The organism is Cellulomonas sp. Root485, from assembly GCF_001426705.1.
Taxonomy (GTDB): Bacteria; Actinomycetota; Actinomycetes; order Actinomycetales; family Cellulomonadaceae; genus Cellulomonas.
In genome coordinates this window covers 52,610-66,288 of record NZ_LMFC01000006.1, presented here as the reverse complement: position 1 = coordinate 66,288, position 13,679 = coordinate 52,610, and the positions used below count along the sequence as shown (strand labels likewise).

The 13,679-nt window shown below is 71.5% G+C and carries 14 protein-coding genes and 1 riboswitch; of the genes, 9 read left to right on the top strand and 5 right to left on the bottom strand.

Going from position 1 to position 13,679, the window contains the following annotated elements; genetic code table 11:
- Positions 1 to 65: 65 nt before the first annotated feature.
- A riboswitch (TPP riboswitch) is annotated at positions 66 to 193 on the bottom strand.
- A 57-nt stretch (positions 194 to 250) separates the two neighbouring features.
- Positions 251 to 907, bottom strand: a complete 657-nt coding sequence (locus tag ASD16_RS21080) for a ThuA domain-containing protein (RefSeq protein ID WP_055922762.1) — start codon at positions 905 to 907, stop codon at positions 251 to 253.
- A gap of 11 nt (positions 908 to 918) precedes the next feature.
- Positions 919 to 2,088, bottom strand: a complete 1,170-nt coding sequence (locus ASD16_RS21075) for an ROK family protein (RefSeq protein WP_055922759.1) — start codon at positions 2,086 to 2,088, stop codon at positions 919 to 921.
- Between the two features lie 108 nt (positions 2,089 to 2,196).
- On the opposite strand from ASD16_RS21075, the gene ASD16_RS21070 reads away from it, so the two are divergent.
- The 6 genes from ASD16_RS21070 to ASD16_RS21045 all read left to right on the top strand — a co-directional run bounded on the left by ASD16_RS21070 (position 2,197) and on the right by ASD16_RS21045 (position 8,589).
- Positions 2,197 to 3,711, top strand: a complete 1,515-nt coding sequence (locus tag ASD16_RS21070; protein WP_055922756.1) for a sugar ABC transporter ATP-binding protein — start codon at positions 2,197 to 2,199, stop codon at positions 3,709 to 3,711.
- Positions 3,708 to 4,757, top strand: coding sequence for an ABC transporter permease (locus tag ASD16_RS21065; RefSeq protein ID WP_055922755.1), 1,050 nt, complete (start codon positions 3,708 to 3,710; stop codon positions 4,755 to 4,757). The genes ASD16_RS21070 and ASD16_RS21065 overlap by 4 nt, the downstream gene beginning before the upstream one ends.
- An 89-nt stretch (positions 4,758 to 4,846) precedes the next feature.
- Positions 4,847 to 5,896: a substrate-binding domain-containing protein gene (locus ASD16_RS21060; RefSeq protein ID WP_055922752.1), complete on the top strand. Its 1,050-nt coding sequence runs from the start codon at positions 4,847 to 4,849 to the stop codon at positions 5,894 to 5,896.
- Positions 5,897 to 6,002: 106 nt separating this feature from the next.
- The gene (locus tag ASD16_RS21055; RefSeq protein ID WP_055922748.1) at positions 6,003 to 7,145 is read left to right on the top strand and encodes a Gfo/Idh/MocA family protein; all 1,143 of its coding nucleotides are present in this window, start codon (positions 6,003 to 6,005) and stop codon (positions 7,143 to 7,145) included.
- Between the two features lie 2 nt (positions 7,146 to 7,147).
- Positions 7,148 to 8,149, top strand: coding sequence for a sugar phosphate isomerase/epimerase (locus ASD16_RS21050; protein WP_055922746.1), 1,002 nt, complete (start codon positions 7,148 to 7,150; stop codon positions 8,147 to 8,149).
- A gap of 26 nt (positions 8,150 to 8,175) precedes the next feature.
- A complete protein-coding gene (locus ASD16_RS21045) occupies positions 8,176 to 8,589 on the top strand; it encodes a hypothetical protein (protein ID WP_055922743.1) in 414 nt (137 codons plus the stop codon).
- On the opposite strand, the gene ASD16_RS21040 is transcribed toward ASD16_RS21045, so the two are convergent.
- From ASD16_RS21040 to ASD16_RS21035, 3 genes are all read right to left on the bottom strand, one after another.
- Positions 8,590 to 9,348, bottom strand: a complete 759-nt coding sequence (locus tag ASD16_RS21040) for a PH domain-containing protein (RefSeq protein ID WP_055922740.1) — start codon at positions 9,346 to 9,348, stop codon at positions 8,590 to 8,592.
- 2 nt (positions 9,349 to 9,350) lie between these two features.
- Positions 9,351 to 9,518: a hypothetical protein gene (locus tag ASD16_RS22115; protein WP_200943025.1), complete on the bottom strand. Its 168-nt coding sequence runs from the start codon at positions 9,516 to 9,518 to the stop codon at positions 9,351 to 9,353.
- Positions 9,519 to 9,706: 188 nt separating this feature from the next.
- Complete coding sequence (locus ASD16_RS21035) at positions 9,707 to 10,282, bottom strand: DUF5655 domain-containing protein (RefSeq protein WP_055922736.1); 576 nt, start codon at positions 10,280 to 10,282, stop codon at positions 9,707 to 9,709.
- 46 nt (positions 10,283 to 10,328) lie between these two features.
- On the opposite strand from ASD16_RS21035, the gene gatC reads away from it, so the two are divergent.
- From gatC to gatB, 3 genes are read left to right on the top strand one after another with little or no spacing between them, the layout of a single operon-like run.
- Complete coding sequence (gatC, locus tag ASD16_RS21030) at positions 10,329 to 10,628, top strand: Asp-tRNA(Asn)/Glu-tRNA(Gln) amidotransferase subunit GatC (protein ID WP_055922732.1); 300 nt, start codon at positions 10,329 to 10,331, stop codon at positions 10,626 to 10,628.
- Positions 10,625 to 12,136, top strand: coding sequence for an Asp-tRNA(Asn)/Glu-tRNA(Gln) amidotransferase subunit GatA (gatA, locus tag ASD16_RS21025; RefSeq protein ID WP_055922728.1), 1,512 nt, complete (start codon positions 10,625 to 10,627; stop codon positions 12,134 to 12,136). The genes gatC and gatA overlap by 4 nt, the downstream gene beginning before the upstream one ends.
- Positions 12,133 to 13,629 carry an Asp-tRNA(Asn)/Glu-tRNA(Gln) amidotransferase subunit GatB gene (gene gatB / locus ASD16_RS21020; RefSeq protein ID WP_055922725.1) on the top strand — a complete coding sequence of 499 codons (1,497 nt, stop codon included), beginning with the start codon at positions 12,133 to 12,135 and terminating at the stop codon, positions 13,627 to 13,629. The genes gatA and gatB overlap by 4 nt, the downstream gene beginning before the upstream one ends.
- The last annotated feature ends 50 nt before the right edge of the window (positions 13,630 to 13,679 follow it).

Here is a 13,679-nt window from a genome sequence, read left to right as displayed (position 1 = left end):
CACAGGTCCACCCGTCCGGGGACGACGACGACGGAGGCCCGGCGACGGCCGGGTGACCGCCCACGCCGCGCTCGGTGGCGCATCCCTCCGCTGGCATTACCCAGTTCAGGTTCTCGGGTCGACGTGCGCTGACACCGGTGGTGTCGCGGCTCGTCCTCTCAGCCCGGCTGTCCCGAGCTCCCCTGCGTTGGCAGGACGAACCTACCCGGACCGGACGGGACCGGCGGACGCCTTCTCACCCTGCGGTCACTCAGCGAGCGGCCCAGAGCAGACCGCGCTCGATGATCGTCCGCACCTGCGGTATCTCGAGGTCGGCCAGCAGGTGCCCGGGTGCGCACACGAACACGCGGCCGGCGCCCCAGCGGCGGGTCCAGACGGCGGGAGACGTGACGGGCTGGTGCCACGGGTCGTCGGGGCCGGGCGTGATGGTGGTCGTGGCCAGCACGTCGTTGAGCGGGTCGGTCAGCAGCCAGTACTGCTCGGAGCGCAGCGTGAAGTCGTGCACGCCCTCGACGATGGGGTGGTCGCCGGTGACGGCGATCGTGTGCTCGACCAGGGGCCCGCCGGGGTGGGCGGCGAACTGCGCGCCGACCAGCTGGAGGTAGTCCGTGGCCACCCGGAACGAGTCGACGATCCCGCCGTGCCAGCCGGCGAACCCGGTGCCCGCAGCGACGGCGGTCCGCAGGCCGCGCAGCTCGTCGGCCAGGATGTCGCCCATCGTCCAGCACTGGACCACCAGGTCGGTGGCGGCCATGAGGTCGGGGTCCGCGTAGGCCTCGAGCGTCCCCTCGACGACGACGTCGAAGTCGTGCTCGCGCAGGAACGGCACGAACAGCTCGACGGCCTCCTCGGGCGCGTGCCCGTCCCACCCGCCCCGGACGACGAGGGCTCGACGTTGCTCGGTCACGACGGGGTCTCCTAGCTGATCAAGGCGTCGATGGCGGCGGCGGACAGCACGTGCTCGGAGGCCATCGCGCTCGCGCCCAGCACGCCTGCTCGTCCCTTGGTCCGAGAAGCGACGATACGCAGGTGCTGGGTCGCCAGGGGCAGGGACCGGCGGTAGACGACCTCGCGGATCCCGGCGAGCAGGTGCTCACCGGCCTCGGCCACGACGCCGCCGATGACGATGACGGACGGGTTGAGCATGCTCACGCACGCCGCGAGGACCTCGCCGATGTGCCGGCCCGCGGCACGGACCTCGCGGCTGGCGTCGAGGTCCCCGGCGCGCACGAGCGCCACGACGTCGGCGCTGGTGGCGGCGTTCGCCAGGGCGTTCGCGATGGCCGGCCCGCTGGCGACGGCCTCGAGGCAGCCGGTGTTGCCGCAGCGGCACGGCAGGTCGAGCCCGCCCGGGACGGCGATGTGGCCGAGGTCGCCGGCCGCACCCTGGGCGCCGCGACGGATCTGGCCGTCGGAGATGATCCCGGCGCCGATGCCCGTCGCAACCTTGACGAACAGGAGGTGGTCGACCTCCGGCCACTGCGACGTGTGCTCGCCGAGGGCCATGACGTTGACGTCGTTGTCCACCAGCACGGGGACGCGCAGCTTGCGGGCGAGGAGGCCGGGCACGTCGGCGTCGTCCCAGCCCGGCATGATCGGCGGGTTGATGGGCCGTCCGGTGGAGTGCTCGACGGGGCCGGGCAGGCCGACGCCGACGCTGACCAGGTCGCTGATCGGGCGCCCGGCGGTGCCGAGCAGCTCGAGGCCGAGCTCGACGACGCGGTCGAGCACGGGGCCGGGTCCCTCGGCGATCGCGACGGGCTCGTGGTGCTCGGCCAGCACCGTGCCCACCAGGTCCGTGAGCGCCAGGCGGGCGTGGGTGGCGCCGAGGTCGACCGCCAGCACGACGCGGGCGGCGGGGTTGAACGCGAAGGTGGCGGGTGGCCGGCCACCCGTCGAGGTGGCCTCGCCGGCCGGCGCGACGAACCCGGAGGACAGCAGGAGGTCCACCCGGGCGGCGATCGTGGAACGCGCTTGCCCGGTCAGTGTGGCCAGGTCGGACCGGGTCCGCGGCTGACGGTCACGGAGGAGCTGGAACATGTCCCCGGCGCCCGTCGGCCGAGGAGCGAACTTGGTGAGCTCGTCCATGCGCACAGTGAACCATTCCGCCTTCTGTAGGTCACGTTCGTGTAACTGTGCCACAAGGGTGGCGACTTTTGCTTGACCGGCGACAGAAGTGGTCCTACGTTCCTGCTCATGGTCAACGAAGACCCGCCACTGCTGCAGATGCGCGGAATCGTGAAGCAGTTCCCGGGAGCCCGGGCGCTGGACGGTGTCGACCTGGAGATCCGGGCCGGCGAGGTCCACTGCCTCCTGGGCCAGAACGGCGCCGGCAAGTCCACGCTCATCAAGGTGCTCGCCGGCGCCCACCAGCCGACCGAGGGCGAGATCCTCGTGGACGGCCAGCCGGTCACCATCACGCACCCGGTCGCGGGCCTCAAGCTCGGCATCGCGACGATGTACCAGGAGCTCGACGTCGTCGACGGCCTGTCCGTCGCGGAGAACATCTACCTCGGGCACGAGCTGGCCACCGGCGGGTTCTCGCAGCGCCGCGCCGCCACCGCCAACACCCGGGCGCTGCTCACGCGCCTCGGCCACGGTGACATGTCCCCGCACCGCGAGGTCGGCCGGCTCTCGGCCGCGGGCAAGCAGATCGTCAGCATGGCGCGCGCCCTGTCGCACGACGCCCGCGTGATCGTCATGGACGAGCCGTCGGCCGTCCTCGACGCGGAGGAGGTCACCAACCTGTTCCGCGTGGTCCGCGAGCTCACCGCGTCGGGCGTGGCCGTCGTGTACATCTCGCACCGCCTCGACGAGATCCGGCAGATCGGCGACCGGATCACCGTGCTCAAGGACGGTCGGACCGTCGCGACGGGGCTGCCTGTCGCGCAGACGCCCACGGCCGAGCTCATCAAGCTCATGACCGGTCGCAACGTCGAGTTCGCCATCCCGCCGCGCGACACCATCGCCCCGGACGCCGCGACGATCCTCAAGGTCGACGGGCTCGCGCTGCGCGGAGCGTTCAGCGACGTGTCGTTCGAGGTGCGCGCCGGCGAGGTCGTCGGGCTGGCCGGGCTGGTCGGCTCGGGTCGCACGGAGATCCTCGAGACGGTGTTCGGGGCGCGCAAGGCGACGGCCGGCACCGTGCAGGTCTCCGGGAAGAAGCTCCGCGCCGGCTCCGTCAGCGACGCGGTGACCGCCGGCATCGGCCTGTGCCCCGAGGAGCGCAAGAGCCAGGGCCTGATCCTGGACGAGCCCGTCTACCGCAACATCACGCTCTCGACCTTCGCGCGCAACGCCAACGCGTCGTTCCTCGACGAGGGCGCCGAGCGCGCGGTGGCTCGCGAGCAGATCCAGGCACTCGACGTGCGCCCGTCGGATCCCGACCGCAGCGCCCGCACCCTGTCCGGCGGCAACCAGCAGAAGGTCCTGCTCGCGCGCTGGCTCGTGCACGGCTGCCGGGTGCTCCTGCTCGACGAGCCCACCCGCGGCGTCGACGTCGGTGCGCGTGCCGAGATCTACGGGCTGATCGCCGACCTGGCCGCCCAGGGGGCTGCCGTCGTGGTCGTCTCCAGCGACATCCCGGAGGTGATCGGCCTGGCCGACCGCGTCCTGGTCATCTCCGAAGGCCGTGTGGTCCACGACGGACCGGCGTCCGGTATCGACGAGCACCGCGTGCTCGACCTCGTCATGGAAGGAAGTGCCGCGTGAGCGAGCAGGACATCACGGCAGCCGTGCCGGCCGCCGACGAGAGCTCCCGGGTCGAACAGGTCTCCTCGACCACGAAGCGTGCCGGTCTCCTCTCGGGGGCCGCGGGTCGCAACCTCGGTCTGGTGATCGCCCTGGTCGCGATCTGCGCGTTCGGGGTGATCACGGCGGGCGAGCGGTTCGCCAGCATCGACAACCTGCTGACGATCCTGCGGCTGGCTGCGGTGCTCGGCGTGATCAGCATCGGGATGACCTTCGTCATCACGGGCGGTGGCATCGACCTGTCCGTCGGATCGGTGATCGGCCTCGCCTCGGTCTGGGCGTCCACCCTGGCCACGCAGACCATGGCGCAGAACTCGCACTGGATCGTCATGGTGGGGTGCGCGCTCCTGGTGGGCGTGGGCGCTGGGCTCGTCAACGGCGTGCTCATCGCCTACGGCAAGGTCGTCGCGTTCATCGCGACGCTCGCCATGCTCGTCGCTGCGCGCGGGCTGGCGGAGATCATCGCCAACCGCCAGACGCAGGTGGTCAAGGTCCAGGCATTCCTCGACTTCTTCCGCGACGACTTCCTCGGCATCCCGATGCTGGTCTGGATCTTCGTGGTGGTCGCGGTCGTCGGCTGGGTCGTGCTCAACCGGACCACCTTCGGGCGCCGCACCATCGCGGTCGGCGGCAACCCCGAGGCCGCCCGGCTCGCGGGCATCAAGGTGAAGCGCCACACGATGTACCTGTACGCCCTGTGCGGTCTGACCGCGGGGATCGGCGGCCTGATGATGCTCGGCCGTACGACGGCCGGCAGCTCGACCAACGGCCAGTTCTACGAGCTCGACGCCATCGCCGCCGTGGTCGTCGGCGGCACCCTGCTCATCGGCGGCCGCGGCACGATCGTCGGCACCGTCCTGGGCGTCCTGATCTTCACCACGCTCACCAACGTGTTCACGCAGAACAACCTGTCCATCTCGGCGCAGAACATCGCCAAGGGCGTGATCATCGTCGTCGCCGTGCTGCTCCAGCAGCGCATCGCCGAGCGCTCCCGCGCCGGAACCTGACCTTCACCAGCCCCGACCGACCTCTCAGCTCCGACAGACCTCTCAGCTTCGCCCCTGCACCACATCCGTACCGATCAAGGAGGATCGTCATGTCCACATCCATGCGTCGCACGTGGTTCGCCGCTGCGGGGACCGTCGCCGCACTGGCGCTCGTCGTCGGCTGCACGTCCAACACCCCCGAGGCCGAGGACACCGGTGAGGCACAGGCGCCCGCCGCAGCCGCCGGCAGCAACGACGAGCCCGGCGACAAGGTCGTCATCGGCTTCTCCGCCCCGGCCGCCGACCACGGCTGGATGGGCTCCATCACCAAGTCGGCCGTCGACGAGGCCGCCAAGTACTCCGACGTCGAGCTGGTGCAGGCCGAGGGCACCAACGACGTGAACGTGCAGATCAGCCAGATCGAGCAGTTCATCAACGACGGCGTCGACGCCATCGTCCTGCTGCCGTTCGACGGCGCCGCGCTCACCGAGGTCGCCATCAAGGCGATGCAGGCCGGGATCGTCGTCATCAACGTCGACCGCGAGTTCGAGGACCCGGACGCCGCCCGCACGACGGTGCTGGGTGACAACTACGGCATGGGCGTGAGCGCCGGCGCGTACATCTGCGGCGAGCTGGGCGGCAACGCCGACGCCAAGGTCGCGGAGATCGCCGGCATCGACTCGCTGCCGCTGACGCAGGACCGCAGCCGGGGCTTCGCGGACGCGCTCGGGGCCTGCGGCCTCGAGGTGAGCAACCGCGTGGCGGCCGACTTCACCGTCCAGGGCGGGGAGGCCGCCGCGGCCAACCTGCTGCAGGCGGCGCCGCAGCTCGACGCCATCTGGAACCACGACGACGACCAGGGCGTCGGCGTCATGGCGGCCATCGAGAACGCCGGTCGCGACGAGTTCATCATGGTCGGCGGCGCCGGCTCGAAGAACGTCATGGAGGCCATCAAGGCCGACGACTCCGTCCTCAAGGCGACGGTCATCTACCCCTCCACGCAGGCTGCGGACGGCATCAAGCTGGCCCGCCTCCTGGTGCAGGGCAAGTCGATGAGCGACCTGGTCGAGGTCGAGGTGCCGCGCACGGTCCAGCTCTACGCGCCCGTGGTGACCAAGGAGAACGTCGACCAGTACCTGCCGACCGCCTTCGAGTCCTGAGTCCCCAACAGAGCCGGGCGGGTTCCCTCTCCGCAAGGGAACCCGCCCGGGGCACGGGCCGCGAGGAGGAGCCGTGACAGAAGCAGTCCCACGCCTGGGCATCGGCATGGTCGGGTACGCGTTCATGGGCGTCGCGCACTCGCAGGCCTGGCGCAACGCCCCCCGGTTCTTCGACCTCCCGCTGCGGCCCGACATGGCCGCGGTCGCGGGTCGCGACGAGGCCGCGGTGAACGCCGCGGCGACCAAGCTGGGCTGGTCCAGCGCGGAGACCGACTGGAAGGCGCTGGTCTCCCGCGACGACATCGACCTGGTCGACATCTGCACCCCGGGGGACACGCACGCCGAGATCGCGATCGCGGCGCTCGAGGCGGGCAAGCACGTGCTGTGCGAGAAGCCGCTGGCCAACTCCGTGCAGGAGGCCGAGGCGATGGTCCGTGCGGCCGAGGCCAGCACGGGTCTGGCGATGGTCGGCTTCACGTACCGCCGCGTCCCCGCGATCCAGCTGGCCCGCACCCTGGTGACGGACGGTCGGATCGGTACGGTCCGGCACGTGCGCGCGCAGTACCTGCAGGACTGGATCGCCGACCCGCAGGCGCCGCTGTCGTGGCGGCTGGACAAGCAGAAGGCCGGGTCGGGTGCGCTCGGGGACATCGGCGCGCACATCGTCGACCTCGCGCAGTTCGTCACGGGGGAGTCGGTCACGGGTGTGTCGGCGGTGCTGGAGACCTTCGTGAAGGAGCGCCCGGTCGCTTCGGAGCACAGCGGTCTGCACGGTATCGCCGGCGCAGAGACGGGCCCGGTGACGGTGGACGACGCCGCCATCTTCCTCGGCCGGATGTCCGGCGGGGGGCTGGCGACGTTCGAGGCCACCCGGTTCGCGTGGGGCCGCAAGAACGCGATCCGCCTGGAGATCAACGGGTCGCACGGGTCGCTCGCGTTCGACTTCGAGGACATGAACGTCCTGCACTACTTCGACGCGACCCAGCCCGCACCCGAGGCGGGCTTCCGGCGGATCGTCGTCACCGAGCCCGAGCACGCCTACGTCGCAGCCTGGTGGCCCCCGGGTCACGGGCTCGGGTACGAGCACGCGTTCACGCACCAGGCGGTGGACCTCATCACGGCGATCGCGGAGCAGCGGCAGCCCGTGCCCAGCTTCGCCGACGGGCTCGTCGTGCAGCGCGTGCTCGCCGCGGTCGAGCAGTCTGCCGCGAACGACAGCACCTGGACCCCTGTGCAGAAGGAGAGCTGACCATGGCCCGACCGATCACGCTGTTCACCGGCCAGTGGGCCGACCTGCCCTTCGAGGAGGTCGCGCGGCTCGCCGCCGGGTGGGGCTACGACGGACTGGAGATCGCCTGCTGGGGGGACCACCTGGACCCGTGGCGCTGGGACGACGAGGAGTACGTCGCCGGCAAGCTCGCCCTGCTGGAGAAGTACAACCTGAAGGTCTACGCGATCTCCAACCACCTCAAGGGCCAGGCCGTCTGCGACGACCCCATCGACCAGCGCCACCGCGACATCCTGCCGGACGTCGTCTGGGGTGACGGCGACCCCGAGGGCGTCCGGCAGCGGGCGGCCGAGGAGATGAAGCACACCGCCCGGATCGCCGCGAAGCTGGGTGTGAAGACGGTCGTCGGGTTCACCGGGTCGAGCATCTGGAAGTACGTCGCGATGTTCCCGCCGGTGTCGCAGGAGGCCGTCGACGCCGGCTACCAGGACTTCGCCGACCGGTGGAACCCGATCCTCGACGTGTTCGACGAGGTCGGTGTGCGGTTCGCGCACGAGGTCCACCCCAGCGAGATCGCGTACGACTACTGGACGACCGTGCGGACGCTGGAGGCCATCGGCCACCGCGAGGCGTTCGGCCTGAACTGGGACCCCAGCCACTTCATCTGGCAGCAGCTGGACCCGGTCGACTTCATCCTCGAGTTCGCCGACCGGATCTACCACGTGGACTGCAAGGACGTGAAGCTCCGCCTCGGCAACGGTCGCAACGGCCGCCTGGGATCGCACCTCGCGTGGGCGGACCTGCGCCGCGGGTGGGACTTCGTGTCCACCGGCCGCGGGGACGTGCCGTGGGAGGCGTCGTTCCGGGCGCTCAACTCCATCGGCTACGACGGGCCCATCTCGGTCGAGTGGGAGGACGCCGGGATGGACCGGCTGCTCGGTGCCCCGGAGGCGCTGGAGTTCGTGAAGCGCAACGCGTTCGACCCGCCGACGGCGGCGTTCGACGCCGCATTCAGCACGCGCTGACCGAGGCGTCGCCGGATACTGGGCAGATGATCAGCGTCTCCCGTGCCGAGCAGCTCCACTCCGCTGGCCTGCGCTGGCGTCCGGGCCCGGGCGACCGGTTCGCGGTCCGGACGCTCGCCGACCAGGTGTTCACGATCTCGGACATGGTGGTCGAGCCGCACGAGTACCCGACCGGCACGGTGCTCGGGTTCAACGGCACGACGGAGTGGGCGCTCGACTCGGTCGCCCAGGAGGACGCGCTCTGGCTGCCGCGCGAGGACCAGCTCCGCGAGCTGCTCGGCCGGACGTTCCGGAGCCTGGCGCGGTCGACCGACGGGCAGTACCAGGTGCTCGTCGAGCTCTCCGGTCAGCCGGAGCGGGTGTTCACCGCCGACGACGCGGCCGATGCCTACGGCCAGGCGCTGCTGGCGCTGGTCAGTGCGGCAGTGGACCGGGTCTGATCAGTCGTCGTAGCGGTCGGGCTCCTGGACGGGCACGAATGTGCCGCGCTCACCCGACACGGCCCACCCCGGCCCGTCGTCGTCGCCGGCGGGCCCCCGCGGCGGGATGCTGATCGGCTGGGTGTCGTCCGGGCGCACCTCGTGGAGGGGCGGCCACGCGACGCCTCGGTCGGTCCCGACCACGGGGGCCGGCGCCGGGCGGCGGACGGCGACCGACGGCGGTCGGCTCTGGGTCGCGGGCACCACCTGCGTGGGCGTGAAGATGATCGCGCACAGCTCGCGGTAGGTGGAGTCGGGGTTGGCCACCCAGGAGATCCGGCTCAGCGCCTGGTCCTGGCCGGCGGACTCCATGAGGAACTCGCCGTAGCCGAGCACGCGGCCGGTGATGGACCGGGAGTACCGCATGTCGGTGACCTTGACCAGCGGCATCATCGAGACCTTCTTGGTGACGAGGCCGTAGAGCAGCAGCATGCGCTTGTCGGTGGCGACGAACCACTCGTTGCGCCAGTCGAGCACCTTCCACACGAGCCGCACCAGCACCGCGACCCACAGCCACCACAGCAACTCGGAGTTCTTGCCGACGGCCGTGGCGGCCACCTCGACCAGCCACGCGACGACCACGAAGCCGACGAACGTGCTCAGCGTGGGCTCCGCGAGCTTGCCCCAGTGGGACCGACGGGTCAGCACGACCCGCTCGCCGGGCAGCACGTACTTCCGGAGCGTCCGGTGCCCCGCGAGTGTCTGCTCGACGGTCGCCATCGTCACTCGGTGAGGTTCTCGAAGAACCGGGCGAAGCTCGAGAACGCGCTGACGATGATGTCCCAGACGGCCTGCACGGCGTCGGCGGCGCGGTCCGGGCTCGTGACGATGGCGTACACGAGGAAGATCGCGATGATCCAGATGAGGGCGGTCTTGATCTTCGGCGGCATGAGGGTCCTCGCAGGGCGTCGTCGGTGGGCGCGGGCGCGGTCGGGGGGGAGCGCGTTCTTGCGGGCAGCACGGTCGGGACAGGGCGGCGGATCGACCCGGGGGCAGGGCCGGCCAGCACCACCAGTCTCGGCAAAGCGTACTTACCGGACGGGCCTCAGCGGGGGAGCACACACCGGGAGGTGCCGCCTCAGCCGCCGTTCTGCTCGTACGCGGCGCGCAGCAGCGGCACCAGGTCGCCGACCTGCGACACCGCGGTGACGCCGACCTTGTGCGTCGCGGAGCCGGGCGACGTCGCGGGGACGAGCGCCGGGTGGGTGGGCGGGTCGACGAACCGGAGCCCGACGTCGACACGGGTGGCCGTCGTCGCGGCCACCGCGGCGAACTGCCGGGCGCGGACGAACGGCACGTACGTCGACCGACCCTCCCGACGGACATCGTCGCCGAGGCCCAGCAGCGCGGCCTCGAGCGCGTCGTAGATCGGTCGCAGCCCCGCCTTGCGGCCCGAGTACTGGGCCAGGACGTAGCCGTCGACGTCGGGGCGCTCCCACCCGGCCCGTTCCGCGACCTCGAACGCGATCGTCCACCGCGTGTTCTGCGGGACGCCGTGCACGTCCTTGAGCCAGCGCCGCACGGCGTTCTGGTCCAGCGGGTCCACACCGCTGGTGTCGTGCACCAGGGTCGCCCACTCGTCGAGCGACCGCCCGGTGCGGTCCGCCATGCTGGCGGTGACCGCGGCCCGCATGTCGTCGGGACTCGTCGCCATGGTTCTCAGCGTAGGCAGCCATGCCCGGACGTCTAGACTCCGACCCATGTCCACCCTCTCTCGCGACGAGGTCGCGCGCGTGGCGGGCCTGGCACGGATCGACCTCACCGAGGCAGAGCTCGACCGCCTCGCGGGCGAGCTCGACGTCATCGTCGAGTCGGTCGCCCGCGTGAGCGAGATCGCCACGCCCGACGTGCCGGCCACCAGCCACCCCCTGCCGCTGACCAACGTGTTCCGCCCCGACGTGCCCGTGGAGCCGGTCGACCGCGAGCTCGTGCTCGCGGCGGCGCCCGAGCACATCGACGGCAAGTTCGCGGTCCCGCAGATCCTGGGGGAGGACGCATGACCGACCTCACCCGCCTCTCCGCCGCCGCGCTCGCGGAGAAGCTCTCGGCGAAGGAGGTGTCCAGCGTCGAGGCGACGCAGGCGCACCTCGACCGGATCGCCGACGTCGACGGCGCGATCCACGCGTTCCTGCAGGTCAGCGGCGATGCTGCCCTGGCGACCGCCGCCGACGTCGACGCCCGTCGCGCTGGCGGGGAGTCGCTGCACGCGCTTGCCGGGGTGCCGATCGCCGTCAAGGACGTCGTGGTCACCAAGGGCCTGGAGACGACCGCGGGATCGAAGATCCTCCAGGGCTGGATCCCGCCGTACGACGCGACGCTGGTCGAGCGGATCAAGGCCGCGGGCCTGCCGATCCTGGGCAAGACCAACATGGACGAGTTCGCCATGGGGTCGTCCACGGAGCACTCCGCGTACGGCAACACCCACAACCCGTGGGACCTCGACCGCATCCCCGGCGGCTCCGGCGGCGGGTCCGCCGCGGCGGTCGCCGCGTACGAGGCGCCGCTGGCGATCGGCACGGACACGGGCGGCTCGATCCGCCAGCCCGCGGCCGTCACCGGGACGGTCGGCGTCAAGCCCACCTACGGCGGGGTGTCCCGCTACGGGCTCATCGCGCTCGCGTCGTCGCTCGACCAGGCCGGCCCTGTCACGCGCACGGTCCTCGACTCCGCGCTGCTGCACGAGCTCATCGGCGGCCACGACCCGCGCGACTCCACGTCCATCGACGAGCCGCTGCCCGCGCTCGTCGCAGCCGCCCAGCAGGGCGCCCAGGCGGACCTGACCGGCGTGCGCGTCGGCGTCATCCGTGAGCTGCAGGGCGAGGGCTACCAGCCGGGCGTGCTCGCGCGGTTCGAGGAGTCGCTGGAGCTGCTGCGTGGTGCGGGTGCCCAGATCGTCGAGGTCTCCTGCCCGCACTTCACGTACGCGCTCGCGGCGTACTACCTGATCCTCCCCGCGGAGGCGTCGAGCAACCTCGCCAAGTTCGACGGCATGCGCTTCGGCCTGCGCGTCGTGCCCGAGGACAACCCGACCGCCGAGCGCGTCATGTCCGCCACGCGCGGCCAGGGCTTCGGCGACGAGGTCAAGCGCCGGATCATCCTGGGCACCTACGCCCTGTCCGCCGGCTACTACGACGCCTACTACGGCTCCGCGCAGAAGGTCCGCACGCTCATCCAGCGCGACTTCACCGCCGCGTTCGAGCAGGCCGACGTGCTGGTCTCCCCGACGGCGCCGACCACGGCGTTCAAGCTCGGTGAGAAGCTCGACGACCCGCTGGCGATGTACCTCAACGACGTCGCGACCATCCCCGCCAACCTCGCGGGCGTGCCGGGGCTGTCGCTGCCGAGCGGCCTGTCCGACGACGGCCTGCCCGTCGGGTTCCAGGTCCTGGCCCCGGCCAAGGCCGACGACCGCCTGTACCGCGTCGGTGCCGCGCTCGAGGCCCTGTTGGAGAACGAGTGGGGCGGGCCGCTGCTGCTCAAGGCTCCTGAGCTGGAGGTCGGACGATGAGCACCTTGGTCGACTACGACGACGCGGTCGCGCGCTACGACACGGTCATCGGCATCGAGGTGCACGTCGAGCTGGGCACCAAGACCAAGATGTTCGACGGTGCGCCGGCCGGGTTCGGCGAGGAGCCGAACACCTCGGTCACGCCCGTCTCGCTGGGCCTGCCCGGGTCGCTGCCCGTCGTCAACGGGGTGGCGGTGGAGTACGCGATCCGCATCGGCCTCGCGCTGAACTGCTCGATCGCGGAGACGTGCCGGTTCGCCCGGAAGAACTACTTCTACCCGGACGTGCCCAAGAACTTCCAGACGTCGCAGTACGACGAGCCCATCGCCTACGAGGGCTGGGTCGACGTCGAGCTGGACGACGGGAGCATCTTCCGCGTCGAGATCGAGCGCGCGCACATGGAGGAGGACGCCGGCAAGAACACGCACGTCGGCGGCTCCGGCGGTCGGATCCACGGCGCCGAGTACTCGCTGGTCGACTACAACCGCGCGGGCATCCCGCTGGTGGAGATCGTCACCAAGCCGATCACCGGTGCCGGCGCCCGGGCGCCCGAGGTGGCCCGCGCGTACGTGCAGACGCTGCGCGACCTGTTCCGGGCGCTGGAGGTCTCCGAGGCCCGGATGGAGCGCGGCAACGTGCGTGCCGACGTGAACGTGTCGATCCGCCCGACGCCCGAGTCGCCGCTGGGCACCCGCACGGAGACGAAGAACGTGAACTCGTTCCGGTCGGTCGAGCGGGCCGTGCGCTACGAGGTCAGCCGCCAGGCGGGCGTCCTCGACGACGGCATCGCGATCATCCAGGAGACGCGCCACTGGCACGAGGACACCGGCACGACCGCCGCGGGCCGCGTCAAGTCGGACGCGGAGGACTACCGGTACTTCCCGGAGCCCGACCTGGTCCCGATCGCCCCGGACCGCGCGTGGGTCGAGGAGATCCGCGCGAGCCTGCCCGAGCTGCCCGCGGCGCGACGCCGACGGCTGCAGACGGAGTGGGAGTACGCCGACGCCGAGATGCGCGACGTCGTGAACGCCGGTGCCGTCGAGCTCATCGAGACCACGATCGCCGCCGGGGCCAGCCCGGCCGCCGCGCGCAAGTGGTGGATGGGCGAGCTGGCCCGCACCGCCAAGCAGCAGGAGGTCGAGCTGGCCGAGCTGCCGGTGACGCCGACGCAGATCGGGCAGCTGCAGAAGCTGGTCGACGACGGCCGCATCAACGACAAGCTGGCCCGGCAGGTCCTCGAGGGCGTGCTGGCCGGCGAGGGCGACCCCGAGACGGTCCTCGTCGCGCGCGGCCTGGAGGTCGTGTCCGACGACGGCCCCCTGCTCGAGGCGATCGACGCCGCGCTCGCGGCCCAGCCGGACATCGCGGAGAAGATCCGGTCCGGCAACCTCGGCCCGGTCGGCGCGATCATCGGTGCGGTCATGAAGGCCACCCGCGGGCAGGCGGACGCCGGCCGCGTCCGTGAGCTGCTGCTGGAGCGCATCAAGGCGTGACCGGCGAGGCGCCCCGCTCAGCGGCGGGGCGCCCGCTACCGGCCGTGATC

Bases quoted from the DNA above. Each gene is read 5' to 3' on its own strand.
- ASD16_RS22115 (WP_200943025.1), bottom strand. From the start codon at position 9,518: ATGCCGCCGAAGATCAAGACCGCCCTCATCTGGATCATCGCGATCTTC.
- ASD16_RS21075 (WP_055922759.1), bottom strand. From the start codon at position 2,088: ATGGACGAGCTCACCAAGTTCGCTCCTCGGCCGACGGGCGCCGGGGAC.
- ASD16_RS21045 (WP_055922743.1), top strand. From the start codon at position 8,176: ATGATCAGCGTCTCCCGTGCCGAGCAGCTCCACTCCGCTGGCCTGCGC.
- gatB (WP_055922725.1), top strand. From the start codon at position 12,133: ATGAGCACCTTGGTCGACTACGACGACGCGGTCGCGCGCTACGACACG.
- gatC (WP_055922732.1), top strand. From the start codon at position 10,329: ATGTCCACCCTCTCTCGCGACGAGGTCGCGCGCGTGGCGGGCCTGGCA.
- ASD16_RS21040 (WP_055922740.1), bottom strand. From the start codon at position 9,348: ATGGCGACCGTCGAGCAGACACTCGCGGGGCACCGGACGCTCCGGAAG.
- ASD16_RS21035 (WP_055922736.1), bottom strand. From the start codon at position 10,282: ATGGCGACGAGTCCCGACGACATGCGGGCCGCGGTCACCGCCAGCATG.
- ASD16_RS21050 (WP_055922746.1), top strand. From the start codon at position 7,148: ATGGCCCGACCGATCACGCTGTTCACCGGCCAGTGGGCCGACCTGCCC.
- ASD16_RS21060 (WP_055922752.1), top strand. From the start codon at position 4,847: ATGTCCACATCCATGCGTCGCACGTGGTTCGCCGCTGCGGGGACCGTC.
- ASD16_RS21055 (WP_055922748.1), top strand. From the start codon at position 6,003: ATGGTCGGGTACGCGTTCATGGGCGTCGCGCACTCGCAGGCCTGGCGC.
- gatA (WP_055922728.1), top strand. From the start codon at position 10,625: ATGACCGACCTCACCCGCCTCTCCGCCGCCGCGCTCGCGGAGAAGCTC.
- ASD16_RS21070 (WP_055922756.1), top strand. From the start codon at position 2,197: ATGGTCAACGAAGACCCGCCACTGCTGCAGATGCGCGGAATCGTGAAG.